This is a genomic window from Bradyrhizobium genosp. SA-3, assembly GCF_004212635.1.
Taxonomy (GTDB): Bacteria; Pseudomonadota; Alphaproteobacteria; order Rhizobiales; family Xanthobacteraceae; genus Bradyrhizobium.
On sequence record NZ_PSRT01000111.1, the window covers coordinates 15,145 to 28,265 of the forward strand.

Sequence of the window (13,121 nt, forward strand, 5' to 3'; positions counted from 1 at the left end):
CTTTTTGCGGGGCACTTCTCAAGCGACGCAGAGTAGTCTAACAAACGTTAGATAGATTGGAGAATGCGCCTTGGCTCCAGATCATGAAGGTCAGCCGATCCGGACGGTGATTGAGGATCGCATCGCGATCCTCACAATCGACCGCCCCGCGAGGAAGAACGCGTTATCGGTTGCCGCGGCGAATGGGCTTACCCGTACTTGGCGCGAACTCGAGAGCAACGACCGAGTGGGAGTCATTGTACTGACCTCGGCCGATTGCGGTGTTTTTTCCGCTGGCCTGGATCTTAAGGAAGCCAAAGAACTCGCTGAGAGCGAGGGGGTCGACATCCTGACGAGGATGGAAGACCCGTTTCACACTGTGATGCGCAGCGTGACCAAACCGATCATCGCGGCCATGACTGGCTCGGCCATGGCTGGAGGCATGCTGCTCTCGCTCAATTGCGACATCCGGATCGGGCTCGCCGGAACTTCCGCTGGGATCACCGAGGCACGTATTGGGCGGGGTTCACCCTGGGCGGCTCCGCTGCTGTGGATGCTTCCGCAGCCAACGCTCAGCGAAATGCTCCTGACTGGTGAGCCAGTGCCGATCGAGCGGCTCAGGGACCTTGGCTTTGTCAATTACGTAGAGCCCACCCCGGATCGAGTGCGGGCGCGAGCATATGACATTGCTTCCCGCATCCTGCTTGGCGCGCCTCTGTCCTTGAAGGCCGCCAAGGCCAGCATGGCAGCATGGCAGAACCTGGGTTGTCAGGCGGGCTTCGAGGAGGCGGTGCGCCTGCACGAGGAAGTATACCGGAGCCGCGACGCGAGCGAGGGGCCACGAGCTTTCGCCGAGCGTCGCGCACCCCGCTGGGAGGGCCGTTGAATATGCCGAAAACAATGGATTTAGAGGTGGCCGCCAATGGCGTTGGCTGGTTGCGTTTCATCGTTCCGGAGAGGAGAAACCCCTTCAATCTCGCCTTCGCGGCGGAGCTCACCGCAATGTTGTCCACTGCGGCTGAGCGCGATGACCTCCGTGTCCTGGTCTTGACCGGCGGGGAGCACTTTTGCTGTGGCGGCGACCTCAAGGAGTTCCGGTCGATAGTAGCCAATGGCGCTCGCGCCAGTCTCGACCTGATGGAGGCGGTCAACCGGGCTGTTCTCGCTGCCTATACATTTCCGAAGCCCGTGATCTCCGCCGTGCGCGGCGTTGCATTTGGCGCTGGAATGAGTCTGGCGATGTCGGCCGATCTGATGATCGCCGCGCAGACGGCGCGCTTCTGTCAAGCCTTCATCCGCATCGGCGGCTGCCCCGACACAGGGTCGAGCTGGCTGCTTCAGCGACGCGTCGGAGCAGCACAGGCACGCAAGCTGATTCTGACCGGGCGCGAGCTCGACGGGATGTCCGCCGCGGCAATGGGGCTGTCGGACGAGGCAGTACCCGATGAAGCTGTCGAGCAAACGGCACTAGAGCTGGCCCAGGAGATCGGGGCGCGTTCACTCTTCGCACTTATCAGCGCAAAGCAGGTTGTTCGGGAGACGGCCGAAAGCGGCTTCGTCGAAGCTCTCAATATTGAGCGGCGGGCGCAAGCCTTGCTGCTGCAGGGGCATGACTTTCCCGAGGCAATGGCGGCTTTTGCCGAAAGACGCGTCGCAGCAATAAAGGATTTCTGAGATGAACAGAGCAGAACGCGACAAGGGCCAATGCAAGACACGCCAAAAAGTGCGGCTTGGCGCTGGCGCCGGCTATTGGGGTGCGGAGCTCGATGCAGCCATCAAGCTGGCGAACGAGGGCGCGATCGAATACCTCTGCTTCGATCAGTTGGCCGAGCTGACGATGTCGCTGCTCGAGCGGCAGCGGCTCAAGAATCCGGACCATGGCTATATTCCGGACATCGTCTCGCAGATCGAGCAATTGCTGCCGGTGATGCACGAGACTGGGGTCAAGATCATTACCAACGGCGGAGGGACCAACTGTGCCGCCGCCATGGACAAGACGCTCGCGGTTGCGGCTCGGCAGGGCTATGGCGACCTCGTCGTCGGTGCGGTGTCGGGGGACAACGTCACTGCAAAGCTCGACGAACTGATGCGACAGGGCTGGAAGTTCACCAACCTGGACACCGGCGAGGACGATCTCTCTGAAATTCGCGGTTCGATTGTCTCGGCTCACGCCTATATCGGTGCGGACGGAATCGTCGAGGCACTGAGGCAGGACGCGGATATCGTCATCGCCGGGCGCGTCTCGGATAACGCGCTGTACGTCGGACCGCTCATGCACGAGTTCGGCTGGAATTTCGAGCCGGCCTATGTGGACCGGATTGGCGCGGCCATCGCGCTCGGTCACATCGTGGAATGCGCCGAACTCGTCTGCGGCGGTATGAGCAATCTGTGGAGGGTATCGAAGGAGCCTTGGAAAATTGGTTTCCCCATTGCGGAGGTCTCCTCCGACGGCTCGGCGATTGTTACAAAACTGCCTGGCACGGGCGGGATCCTCAACGAATGGACAGTCAAGGAACACCTCGTTTACGAGGTGCATGATCCGTCGCGCTATGTCATGCCCGACGGCATCGCTGATTTGACAGCGCTACGGATTCAAGACCTTGGCGGAAATCGTGTGCACATCTCCGGCGGACGCGGCTTGCCGCGCCCGGACACGCTCAAGGTCCAGATCGGATACAGAGACGGTTTCGCTGCCGAAGTGATCTATCTGATCGGGCGTCCGAATGTGCTCGAGAAGGCGGCAAAGGCTGAGGAAATCTATCGGGAATTGCTGGCCCGTTCCGGCATTGTGCCGCTCGATCTGCGGTTCGATCGAATCGGAGTGGACGCGATCTCAGGCGGTATGTTCGACGATCCGCCGGAATCGGAAGTTCGGGAATGCGGCTTCCGCATTGCCTTGCGCACCCGAACGCTGGAAGAGGCCACAATCGCTCGCGCACATTTCTTGCGCGTCACGCTGTACGGGCCGGTTGGCCTGGGCTGGGGAGCCCCTCCCGCGGTGCGCCCTGTCATCTCGCTCTGGCCCACCCTGATCCCACGGGAGGCCGTTGATATTTCCGTCGATGTTAGAGAGGCATCAGCATGACCACACATTCTGTCTCCCTGCACCGCATCGCCATGACACGCTCCGGCGACAAGGGGGATATCGCAAATATTGGTGTGGTTGCTTTCTCCGCCGATCTTTATGTCCTGCTTAAGGAGCGCCTGACGCCTGCCCGCGTGAAACAATACTTCAAGAACATGGTGCGCGGTGACATCGTCATTCATCCGATGGACAACATCCATGCCCTGCAGATCGTGATGTCCCGGGCGCTCGACGGTGGGGCAACCCGCACGTTGCGCTTCGATCAGACCGGCAAGTCGATGAGCGTTCTGATCCAGTCGCTGGAGATACCGTTCGGTGACAATGAGATGGCGCTCGTGCCGCCGCGGCCACCGTTCGAGCTCGCAGAGTAAGTCTGAGGCTGTGGGTCCACTGAAATCGCTGAAGATCGTGGAGTTCGCGGGTATTGGCCCCCGTTCGATGGCCGCGATGGCTTTGGCAGATCTCGGCGCCACCAAACAATCTTTCAGATGGAGACGCTTCGTATGAATCTCGAAATCGCCGGTAAGACCGCCATCGTCACTGGCGCAGCGCGTGGCATCGGCGCGGCGATTGCTGAACGTTTCGCCGCCGAAGGAGCTTCGATCGTCTTGGTTGATGTCAACGACGCGGAGGAACAGGCCGAGCGACTGCGGCGAAGTGGCGGCCGGGCCTTGGCGCTTGTCGCGGACGTGCTGGAGCAATCGTCGATCGATGCGATGGTGTCGCAGGCTTGCGAGTCCTTTGGCGGCGTCGACATCCTTGTGAACAATGCAGGCTTTACACGCGATATGCGCATTGGCCGGATGACGGAGCCGGACTGGGATGCCGTCGTCGATGTCATCCTGAAGGGTGCTTTTCTGTGCACCAAGGCGGTCTCGGGCCTTATGACCGAGCGCGGCTGGGGCCGCATCGTCAATATCTCCTCGCGAGCCCATCTCGGAAATCCAGGACAGGCGAACTACTCCGCGGCGAAGGCCGGGCTGCTCGGCTTCACGCGCGCTCTGGCGCTTGAACTTGGCCGCTTCGGCGTGACGGTCAACGCGGTTGCGCCGGGCATCGTCGACACAGAGGCAGTCAGAGCTCTCGCTCATTTCGATAAGATCAGGGGAGCCGCCGAAAAAGCCACGCCGATTTCGCGCCTGGGTAAAGTCCACGACATCGCAGACGCCGTCGCATTCCTGGCTTCAGAGAGGGCCAGCTACATCACGGGAGAGGTACTACATGTGACCGGCGGCCGATACTGAACCTATCGGGCGGATCGTGGCGCAAGTGCCCCCTTGGGAAATGCCCAACGTCCTGTTCAGCGCATCAACCCACGCCGAGATGGTGTAGATCGCCACGCGTTGATGCCGATGAAACTGCGTGGGATCGGCGAATCGGCAATTTGAACATTGAGGCACGACAAACAAACGTCATGTTGCCGCCTGCCAAGTCGATGCGCTTTGAAGCAAGGGCCCGATCCGCTGGCAGACCGGTTCGTCTGCTTCCTCCCTAGACTTAAGCCGCTGTCGGAGAAAATCCGCAGCGGCCTTTTTTTGGGGCGGCCGACTCATGAATTGAGGCGCGAACAAAATGATGTCAGCAGAAGTTTTCTCTTGTCGCGCGCATCCGAGCGGTCAGATCCGCGTTCATGCCGTTCCTCCCCCGATGCTGATCGAGCACTGCGTCCAACATTGCGAAACACCAAGGCAGGCCTGCGCCATTCGCTTTCCTGAAGGGTAGCCGCAAGTCCGGCCCGCTGGTTTGCCGTGTTCAATCAGTTCGCACCCGCCGGCGACCAAATCCGGCCCGCTGGCCGTTCATGACGAGCAGAGGCTAGCGATGTAGCGATCCCTCCCTACTCCCTCTCACCCATTCCTACGCTATCCTGCACAGAAGCTTGAGGCGCCGCCCGCCCCAGGGATAAAGAGGGTGACCGGTAGCGAAAACCGTAGGTTGCCTCCCGCCGAGATGAAAAACAGTCCTGTACATCAATGAGGATTGACTGACACTCTCTCCGCCGCTGCACTGTTCTCATTGTATCCGATCGTTCGAACCGGCAACAAATCAATGATTTGCGCGACAACGGCTGTTGCGGTTAGTTTCGTGATGTTGCCCCTAGTCACCGCCCGCGCCGTAGCTTCTGAGCGTGGGGTCGGAGGACGGATGTCGCGATGAAGAGCACGGCGCGCAAAGCGGCTCGACGCCAGGCAAAAAAGAGATCAACCCCCTTCGGAGGGGGCGCTATTGAGATCCTCTTTATCGCTCAATATTACCTATTCGAGTTCTAAAGCTGACCACACAGACTAAGCGGTCTGACCCACGTTAGCCGGTCGTGAATGGGCGGAACTTATGACCATTGTTTTACCCTCGCAATGGTCTCAAACATCCCCACAGCGCCCCCACCAAACGGATTTATAGCTTCCGCTTTCGCCTTTGCCCAGTCGACCCATGCCCTCAACGTGCGGTCTGAGACTGTGACGTCACCCTCGGTCGCTAGCCGAGCCTCAACCTCTGCAAGAAAAGTCAGCAATCTCTCCCGCTCATCCCAATTGACGGCGTACTCGCGAAACTTGTTCCAGCGCTTCTCGTCGATTTCCCGCAATCGCCGGGCTTCGTAACGGCGCGCTTCCTCTTCATGATAGCGCTTCTGCTGCTCTTCGCGTTCGCGCTTCATTTTTTCAAGGGTCGGCCCTGCCGCCATTATCGCGCCGACGATAGTTGGCATGAGTTGTCCGATTTTGATCTTTTGCGATTCGACCCACTCAGGCCGCCGAGCTTGCAGGTAGGTCGTGATGGCGACCCGCAGAAAGCCTGAAGAATCCAGGTCCGACTTGCAATACTCGGTGAAAGCGGTCCATTTGCGTTGTTCCTCCCATTGGTTGAGGGACTGCACCATCTTTTCAACGATTGAGCACTCGACTTGGTGCCCGTCGATCAAGAACGTTATCTTGCCTGCGGCTGACGATTTCTCGATGGTGCCACTAGCCTTCTCAACTGCATAAAATATCGCGCTGGTGGCTCTGAAACGATACAGATCGCGCTCTGTTAGATCAGGGATCAAGGGTGACGCCCAACCGATGTCCCGACGGCGATTCCTGTTCTCGAGCTCGCGCTCTTTCTGCCGCTTCTTGTGATCGGCGATCCAGGCCTGTACGCGTGGGTGAAGGTTATCGTGGCTCTCAGGTACCGCGACATCACGAATGCTGTCGGCCACCGTCGCGGCGCCTTGTTCCGCTGCAGGGGAAGGCGCGGGCTTTGGCGGCGTAGGGTGGATATCTGCCGCGTTTGGGATCCCGTCCCGCCGAGGTGGAAGCTTAAGTGTGACGACTGGCTTTCCGGCTTCCTTCTTGGCCCAGTGGCCACGCGGAGGATAAGGAACGTCCAGCCTGTCGCAGACCTTGGCCAGACCTTTCCCGGTGATTCCGAACTCTTCGGCAAGCCGGATCAACGGCTTATCCCAGACCATCTGGTACAGCTCTTCGCGCGTGACGCGCCGCGCACGCAAAGGTGTCGGCATTTCCACCGTTGTTCGCTCCTAGCCAGATAGTGGGGAAACCCTGGCGCCCACCTTGCTCCTGGAGGGACTGGGGCTGAAGCTCTTGGAGCTGAGTAAAAAGCAAGTTTCCAGGCATTTTTCTCGACTGCGAGTCTGGGAAACCAGACGACCAATCGGCAGGTCAAAAGAGAGGCGGCACTTAGTGGTGGTGACCGAAGCCTTGCTGGTTTCAGGGACCTCTGATGGCAACGCGGCTGGTCAAAGCCGAACCAATCGCATTTCGTGTCGATTGCGAGGGGTGTGAGGAGGCAATTTCTATCCTTGATCCATCGCTGTTTCGGTCTCGCACTTCATCCGGATCCTCGCGTCTTCGCCGCCCATGGCACGATCGCTCGGAAGTTCAACACTTCGCCGGCCCGCTCTGCGGAAACGCGTATATGGTATGTATTTAACTCGTCCTATCTCGGCGCGCGCGAGAGCCAGTCGTACACCCTCGATATGATGTCTTTTGATGATTTTTTTCTTAGATGATTGTCTGCCTCGCGCTCGAATGACTTTATTAGCTGGTCCTTTTTCAGCGTTGTCTTCGATTCCTTCCAAATCTTCACGCAGACAAGGATAATTTGTGCACCGAGGAGCAATTCCTTTAGAACATCGATGATTTCGTTCGGTGCGACACCTTCTTCCCTCGAGAACCGCCGTTGGATGTCGTTCTCACCGGCGACTGCACACTCGATCACTTCCTCAATACCACTGTGTCCTATTTCGAACTGAAGAGGCATCACTACCGGCAGTGCTTCTGACAGGATCTTCCTTGCTGCTTCCGTTTCCATGGCTCATCCTAATCCTTTTCTGGCAACCAAGTGCGCAACTCCTCACGGAGGACGCGAAGTCTCCTCGAGTCGGCCCTTGTTTGCCTGCTCAAGACGACGTCGACCACGAACATAACCATACAGCTGTACCACGTCACCGTCGCTGCGTAAGCGACGACCGCGATCGAGGCAGAAAGTAGCAAGGTCGCGATCCGCGGCCGATAGGGAGGGTTTTCAGCCAGTCTTCGCCACGCGACCTGTTTATTTTTGACTGAGGCGTAGATTCTTCCCAGGGCAAGGAGCCGAAGTCTGGCGACAATACGCGTACGCGAGCTATTAGAATTCGTCTTCGCACTCAGACTACTCTTACACAAGGGATATGATAGTTCTATTTCTTCGTCACTTAGGTGAGAGAATGCGTATAAGTCCGCACAAAGCTCCGATTGACCGTCTCGGTCCCACGCGGCCCATCTCAGATACAAGTAGACACAACAAATCCACACTATCAGGAAGGGATATTCGATCAGATCCCGTTGTCCCGATTGCATCGACCACAACGCAAGCTCGACGATGGCGAGCGCACCGCATGGGAAAATCCATCCGTTGCGAGCAACGAGATAGGCAACCCGTCCCGGGTTGCGTAGATGTCCAGCTTCATGCAGGACGTTAAACTTGCTCCACGGGCTGCTCGGCCTGATGGGCTCGTCTAAAAGAATTATCTGCTCTCCCTGTAATGACATCAAAGCGTATGATCCCCCCAACTTGGGAATGCCCTTCTTTATTCCGGCCTCGGTAGGGGTGACGGTGAAAACGCGAGGCTGCCGTCCCTCCATGGAAGGGATGTCGGCTACAACCCAATCCGGCAACTCGTCCCCGTGCTCAATTATGCTGCTCTGTGGAGCCATCCACCGAGCAAATTTGCTATCGATGACATCTGAAGGCACCCACCCTGTTGGTAGCGCTCGCTCTTCAAGCCGAACCATCTCCTCACCATGCGCTCGCAGCTTTTTCAGTATGACTAGGAAGGAGGTGATCTCGTTCCGCGCGACGGCATACGCCATCACCTGCATCATGAACTGAAAAACCAAGCCGGTGAATATCACCATCCAGACCCAATCAATCGCGGTGCGCGGCTGTCTGATGAGGACAAGATAAGTAATGGAAGCCGAGACAAAATCTCCTGCGAATAGGAGGTTCACATTTGTAAGCCGTTCGCCCAAAATATCGTGGACGCCGTAAATAAATACGCGGGCATAAAATGCCCCCACGAAAAAGGCTCGATAAGGCCCCTGAACCGGATTCGAGTAGGCCTGGTAGAAGCGGGTCCACGCCCACTCCCGCTTTATGCTCCTAGCCGCCGTATGGTAGATCTCAGAGGCGTCCAAAACGCGCTTAATGAAGCGATTGTTCAGCCCTCGATCGAACAATTCGATCAGATAGCGGTCGTGCCAGTACAGAAGAACATCAAAGGCCGAATAGAAGACCGCAGGACCGCCTTGACGGAGCCATTCTATAAAGCCGGAAGTGATTGCGAGCGCTAGGAAGATTGGCAGCGTCAGGATGGCCATGAGAGCTGCAAGGGCCACAGATAGCAGACGGCGTTGCATTGAAGTATGGCTCTCCGACAGGAGCTGATATCGGCAGGTCTTTATCCGGCTCGTAGTATGCGGAACTTCGCGGCGAGTTGGAAGAACCGCGGTTGGATCTGATGGACAAAAACGCTTAACGCTCGCCGGCCCCGAGCCATTCGACGATATTCATCTTCGTGCACGAACGCACCGCGTCGAAAATGCTCTGCGCTGGGGAGCATGCGACCGCGCAGGGGAACGGTGGGCCCGGGTGCGGAGCAGCGGGGCAGATGCCCATCTTTGCTCCGGCGTGGTGGAAAAATGGCGCGCCCGACACGATTCGAACGTGTGACCTTTGCCTTCGGAGGGCAACTGTCGATCGCGCAGGCGTGGGACGCATCCGAAGTGATCGTCGAACGTTCGTCGTGATCGCGCATCAGCGATGAGGTCCCGGAGCGCCAGTCACTCCATGCCGAACAGTTCGGCGGTCGTCCTCAACGGGATCGATTACTTTCGGCGCAAGGCCTCAGGATCGAAATCTTCCGATGCGAGATCCAAGCCGGTGCGCTTAGGGGACCTCACCCTTCACCCCAGGGTTACCCACAACCCTTTTGAACCTCTTTTTAACAGAGACGGCCAGCTTCCCGTCAAATTCGACGAAGCAATTGGCGATCAGCCGACGATCCGGCGACATGTTAGGAAACGGCTGCCCGTTGTTATGGAATTTTATCTACCGCCGCATTGGCTTGTCGTTCGACTTTGAGGAGCCCCGAAGGGCATTTTGTTCGTGACGATGATATCAACGCCCTTGTCAGACGATTCAAACGTTCAGTTTCAGCGATTATTGTCGCCTCAGCGAGGCTTTCTGAGGGCTCTCTTGGACTTGTTGCTTCGAGCCTTCTTCTTCCGGGACAACGTCGCCTTAGACCTGCCTTTCGTTGCGGCTTTTCGTTTGGCTGCCGCGATGTCCTTCTTTGATTTTGCTGAACTTTGTGCCTTTTCCATTTTGGAGACGCTTCGCGAGCCTTTTCTCGCGAACTGAGGGACGTACGCCGTTGATTCCGTGATCTCTAGGCTTGCTCGTACGATCATGCGGCTAGTTTCTGATGGCGCGCCAGGGTCGGTAAGCGAAGACGTGCCAAAGTCCATCATCAGTTTGGTGACCGGTGTGCCACTCGGAAATTTCACAATAGCTTGCTGTTCGCGCTGCCAGATTTGTGCGCCGGCGAACCCGCAACCGGTTGGATTGAGTTCCGGTAGATGCGCTATGTCGCCCGTAAAATCGTGAGGATTGGCGCTGCTCACCTTCCAGCAAAAAAAGCGGGTCCATGGGGTGGGATTGATTGTGTCAATGATGTCGGCGATGGGTTTTGCGACCACGTGTGAACAATAGATTCCAGGTTGGGCCCGTCCGTCCGCAGCAACAGCGGATACCCAACTCCTAATGTAGTCGCTGCTTCCTTCGCCATCCAGACCGCCGTATTCCCAGTCGAGATAGACGAACGAACCTCGTGGGAAACCTTCGCCGGCCAGAAGGTCGCACGCATCCTCCCCATCGATCTCGCCCTGCGCAGTCGTCAACGTACTCGAAGGCTCATACCCGTCGTGTCCGGTTCGTTCGTCCTGTTGTCCCACGTAGATCGGCAATATCCCCCACTTATTCTTGATCCTCGAATAGTTTCCCATCCACTGCGATGTGGGTCGGTTTGGCGCCGGCGCGAGATAGTAGCCGCACCAATAAAGGTTGGTATTGGCATTGAGCCAATCCATCATAGCAATTTTCGGATACTCAAGAATATCAAAGCCAGCATAGAACGGCATCTCGCCTCCTAAAAGCGCGCCGCAAGACTAAGAATAGTGACCCACCGTGGGCAACTTGGAATTTGCGGGACGAAAGAAGCCCCGCGCTCGCGGCATGCGCAGCGAACGCTGCTCCGCGACCAAGCAATACGGTAGGCTTGGCGGACGATCTAAAATCTCAATAATACTTATTTCACTCTAGATTGACTCATCGGGGTTTTGCAATAACAATCGCAGATTGTACGATCTTTACGCTTTGCCGTCGGTCAATTTGAAGTTCTGCGCTTTTTGAGGAGCGATGTTGGCATTTTCGACTTCGGCAGTTTCCGAAGTCCGTGTCTCAAAGATTCTGTCGCACATACTAACTCTGTCGCCTGTCGGGCGCAGAGGCCGGGACTGCTTGAGCTGAGCCGGCGCCAAACGCGGCAAGTGCCGCGGGCAGTAGTCAGCAATCCTGATTTCGCTCGGGTAAGGGGGGAAATATGGCGGGCACCATCAAGAAACTTGCGGCGCGCTTCCTGAAGATACAGGGCGACAAGCTGGTCGAGGTGGCACGCCTCGGCACGGACGCAAGCGGACATGTCGTGCTCACGCATGCGTCGCCGATATACTTTTCCTGCGTAGAGCTTTTCGACGGGGGCGAGGATCGGCCGCGCATGCGCATGCGCGGGAAAGCCGGTCTGCTTCAACCAGGAGACGGCGGCGGTCTAGAGATGTTCGTCGAAATGCCGTTTCCGGCGCTGATTTTCAAGAACATTCCACGAAGCAAGACCGATATCGGTCCGGATTTTATCTGCACCATCGCCATGAGGTTCGCGCCGGCGCTCTTTGCCGTGGACGGCTCGCTGCGCGTCGATCACTATCACCTCGAGTACAGGACCTGGCATCCGGGCGGTGGCTCCGGCGATGCCCCACCCCAGGACGAAGCGCACTATGTCGATGCGAATGAGAAACCGAAGCCGCTCTCGCTCAAGGAGTTCACCGATCAATCTGCCAGCCGAAGCTTTGAACTCGATATTTTCGGCACCAATGCAAGCCCCCATTTTCCTGGCGCGGATTATCCGCTGCTGGCTGCCTGTTTTCGCAACGCGAAGAATGTCGAATTCAAGGACAGGGTTTCCATTCCGGCCCACAATTCCGGCGACTTCAACTTCGACAAGCCGCGCGCCGTCGGATTGAAGCCGGTCGGCATCCGGCCCACCGCGCAGGACACGGCTTTCGGCTCGTGCTGCATCTCGGCCATCGTCGCAATCGGACCGAAGCCGGCGCCGGCCCTGGCCGACCTTCGTCTCGATGACTGCTTTCTGGCCGACGACACAAGTTTCCGGGACGATATCGCGGTCGAGTTCATCCAGGATGTCCGCAACGACGCCTTCCTCGGCGTTGGTACCGTAAAGAAAGCCAGCCGTTTCTGCTGGTACATGCGCGCCCGACCTGTGCCGGCCACCGTGTTCTCCGCGATCTGGAACGAGCTGATTGCAAGGCCCTATCTCGACGCGCTGCGCACCACGGATGATGCGCGTGATCTCTCCTTCGTTCCATTCCTGGAAAATATCGGCCCTGTGAAGACCGGCGACAAACTGCCCGCCTTCGATCTCCTGTTCGACGTCGTCCAGCAACGGCAGGAGCCGAAGGAATCGCAGTTGTCCAGTCCGGTCCTGATCGGCTTTCGTCCCAACGATGCCGACCAGATCGAATTTGCCGCCGATGCGGTGTTTCACGGACTGATCACTCATGACGACAAGATGGTCCGGCGCCGGCTCAAGGTTACAGTCGAACGTCAGCGCTTGAACCAGACCTTCGAATGGTTCGACATCGACCGGCGAAATCCGGGCAGCCGACCCGAGATCGTCGTCACCATCGAAACCGACAAGGAGATCAAGAACGATCTGGTCGGCGGCATGGTCCGGGTTGGCGCGCTCGATCTCAACGTGCCGAAGGGAGCCAGCGACGACAACGGCCATATCCGCATCCGCTATAACGTAACGTTCGATACCGCCGATCCGACGCGTGCGGATAGTTTCGGCGCGGAGCAGGATCCCAAAGGCGTCGCCGGCCGGGCCCGGCTGCCGCGCCGCGGCGAGGCTATCCCGCGCGTTGCGTCACGCATCGATCGCTTTGATCTGCATGGCGCGCTGCCGGGATCCCAAGATCCGGTCCCCGATGCCGGTCAGGCGTTTGACGCCGTTCTCGACGAACTCGCGAACGCGCCGTCCGAGAACGACGGCACGCCGGATCCCAGGAGGACGCAGATTCTGCGCGAGAAGCAAATTGCGTCCGATCTGCAGCGTGAACCCCCGATCGTGTTCATTGACGGCGGCCCTGCCCAGGTGACCGAGACGCCGTTCTTCCTCCACGGCGAGGAGGTGACGCGCGCAAACCGGAATCGCCGTCTCAGT

The 13,121-nt window shown here is 58.1% G+C and carries 10 protein-coding genes; 6 read left to right on the top strand and 4 right to left on the bottom strand.

The genetic code is table 11. From position 1 onward, the window contains the following. The first annotated feature begins 70 nt into the window (after nucleotides 1-70). From CWO91_RS30930 to CWO91_RS30950, 5 genes are all read left to right on the top strand, one after another. Nucleotides 71-865, top strand: coding sequence for an enoyl-CoA hydratase/isomerase family protein (locus CWO91_RS30930; RefSeq protein ID WP_130219068.1), 795 nt, complete (start codon nucleotides 71-73; stop codon nucleotides 863-865). A gap of 2 nt (nucleotides 866-867) precedes the next feature. Further along, nucleotides 868-1,653 carry an enoyl-CoA hydratase/isomerase family protein gene (locus CWO91_RS30935; RefSeq protein WP_245471438.1) on the top strand — a complete coding sequence of 262 codons (786 nt, stop codon included), beginning with the start codon at nucleotides 868-870 and terminating at the stop codon, nucleotides 1,651-1,653. Between the two features lies 1 nt (nucleotide 1,654). After that, nucleotides 1,655-3,064, top strand: coding sequence for an acyclic terpene utilization AtuA family protein (locus CWO91_RS30940; protein WP_130219070.1), 1,410 nt, complete (start codon nucleotides 1,655-1,657; stop codon nucleotides 3,062-3,064). Next, nucleotides 3,061-3,435 carry an AtuA-related protein gene (locus CWO91_RS30945; RefSeq protein ID WP_130219072.1) on the top strand — a complete coding sequence of 125 codons (375 nt, stop codon included), beginning with the start codon at nucleotides 3,061-3,063 and terminating at the stop codon, nucleotides 3,433-3,435. Before CWO91_RS30940 ends, CWO91_RS30945 begins: the two co-directional genes overlap by 4 nt. Nucleotides 3,436-3,567: 132 nt before the next feature. Continuing rightward, nucleotides 3,568-4,308, top strand: coding sequence for an SDR family oxidoreductase (locus CWO91_RS30950; protein WP_130219074.1), 741 nt, complete (start codon nucleotides 3,568-3,570; stop codon nucleotides 4,306-4,308). A 1,085-nt stretch (nucleotides 4,309-5,393) separates the two neighbouring features. Here the strand turns inward: CWO91_RS30950 and CWO91_RS30955 are convergent. The 4 genes from CWO91_RS30955 to CWO91_RS30970 form a co-directional block, all read right to left on the bottom strand. Continuing rightward, entirely contained in the window at nucleotides 5,394-6,563 is a 1,170-nt protein-coding gene (locus CWO91_RS30955; protein WP_130219090.1) for a hypothetical protein, read from the bottom strand. A 437-nt stretch (nucleotides 6,564-7,000) separates the two neighbouring features. Then, nucleotides 7,001-7,375 (bottom strand): hypothetical protein, encoded by a 375-nt coding sequence (locus tag CWO91_RS30960; protein WP_130219076.1) that lies wholly within the window; start codon nucleotides 7,373-7,375, stop codon nucleotides 7,001-7,003. Between the two features lie 8 nt (nucleotides 7,376-7,383). After that, a complete protein-coding gene (locus CWO91_RS30965; RefSeq protein ID WP_165405841.1) occupies nucleotides 7,384-8,961 on the bottom strand; it encodes a hypothetical protein in 1,578 nt (525 codons plus the stop codon). Between the two features lie 813 nt (nucleotides 8,962-9,774). Next, nucleotides 9,775-10,743 carry a glycoside hydrolase domain-containing protein gene (locus CWO91_RS30970; RefSeq protein WP_130219080.1) on the bottom strand — a complete coding sequence of 323 codons (969 nt, stop codon included), beginning with the start codon at nucleotides 10,741-10,743 and terminating at the stop codon, nucleotides 9,775-9,777. 461 nt (nucleotides 10,744-11,204) lie between these two features. Here CWO91_RS30970 and CWO91_RS30975 point away from each other — a divergent pair. Further along, nucleotides 11,205-13,121: hypothetical protein (locus CWO91_RS30975; protein ID WP_130219082.1), on the top strand; the 1,917-nt coding region annotated here is incomplete at its 3' end.

What these genes read in the sequence shown, in the direction of transcription:
- CWO91_RS30935 (WP_245471438.1), top strand. Translation starts at nt 868, where the DNA reads ATGCCGAAAACAATGGATTTAGAGGTGGCCGCCAATGGCGTTGGCTGG.
- CWO91_RS30960 (WP_130219076.1), bottom strand. Translation starts at nt 7,375, where the DNA reads ATGGAAACGGAAGCAGCAAGGAAGATCCTGTCAGAAGCACTGCCGGTA.
- CWO91_RS30950 (WP_130219074.1), top strand. Translation starts at nt 3,568, where the DNA reads ATGAATCTCGAAATCGCCGGTAAGACCGCCATCGTCACTGGCGCAGCG.
- CWO91_RS30945 (WP_130219072.1), top strand. Translation starts at nt 3,061, where the DNA reads ATGACCACACATTCTGTCTCCCTGCACCGCATCGCCATGACACGCTCC.
- CWO91_RS30970 (WP_130219080.1), bottom strand. Translation starts at nt 10,743, where the DNA reads ATGCCGTTCTATGCTGGCTTTGATATTCTTGAGTATCCGAAAATTGCT.
- CWO91_RS30965 (WP_165405841.1), bottom strand. Translation starts at nt 8,961, where the DNA reads ATGCAACGCCGTCTGCTATCTGTGGCCCTTGCAGCTCTCATGGCCATC.
- CWO91_RS30940 (WP_130219070.1), top strand. Translation starts at nt 1,655, where the DNA reads ATGAACAGAGCAGAACGCGACAAGGGCCAATGCAAGACACGCCAAAAA.
- CWO91_RS30955 (WP_130219090.1), bottom strand. Translation starts at nt 6,563, where the DNA reads ATGCCGACACCTTTGCGTGCGCGGCGCGTCACGCGCGAAGAGCTGTAC.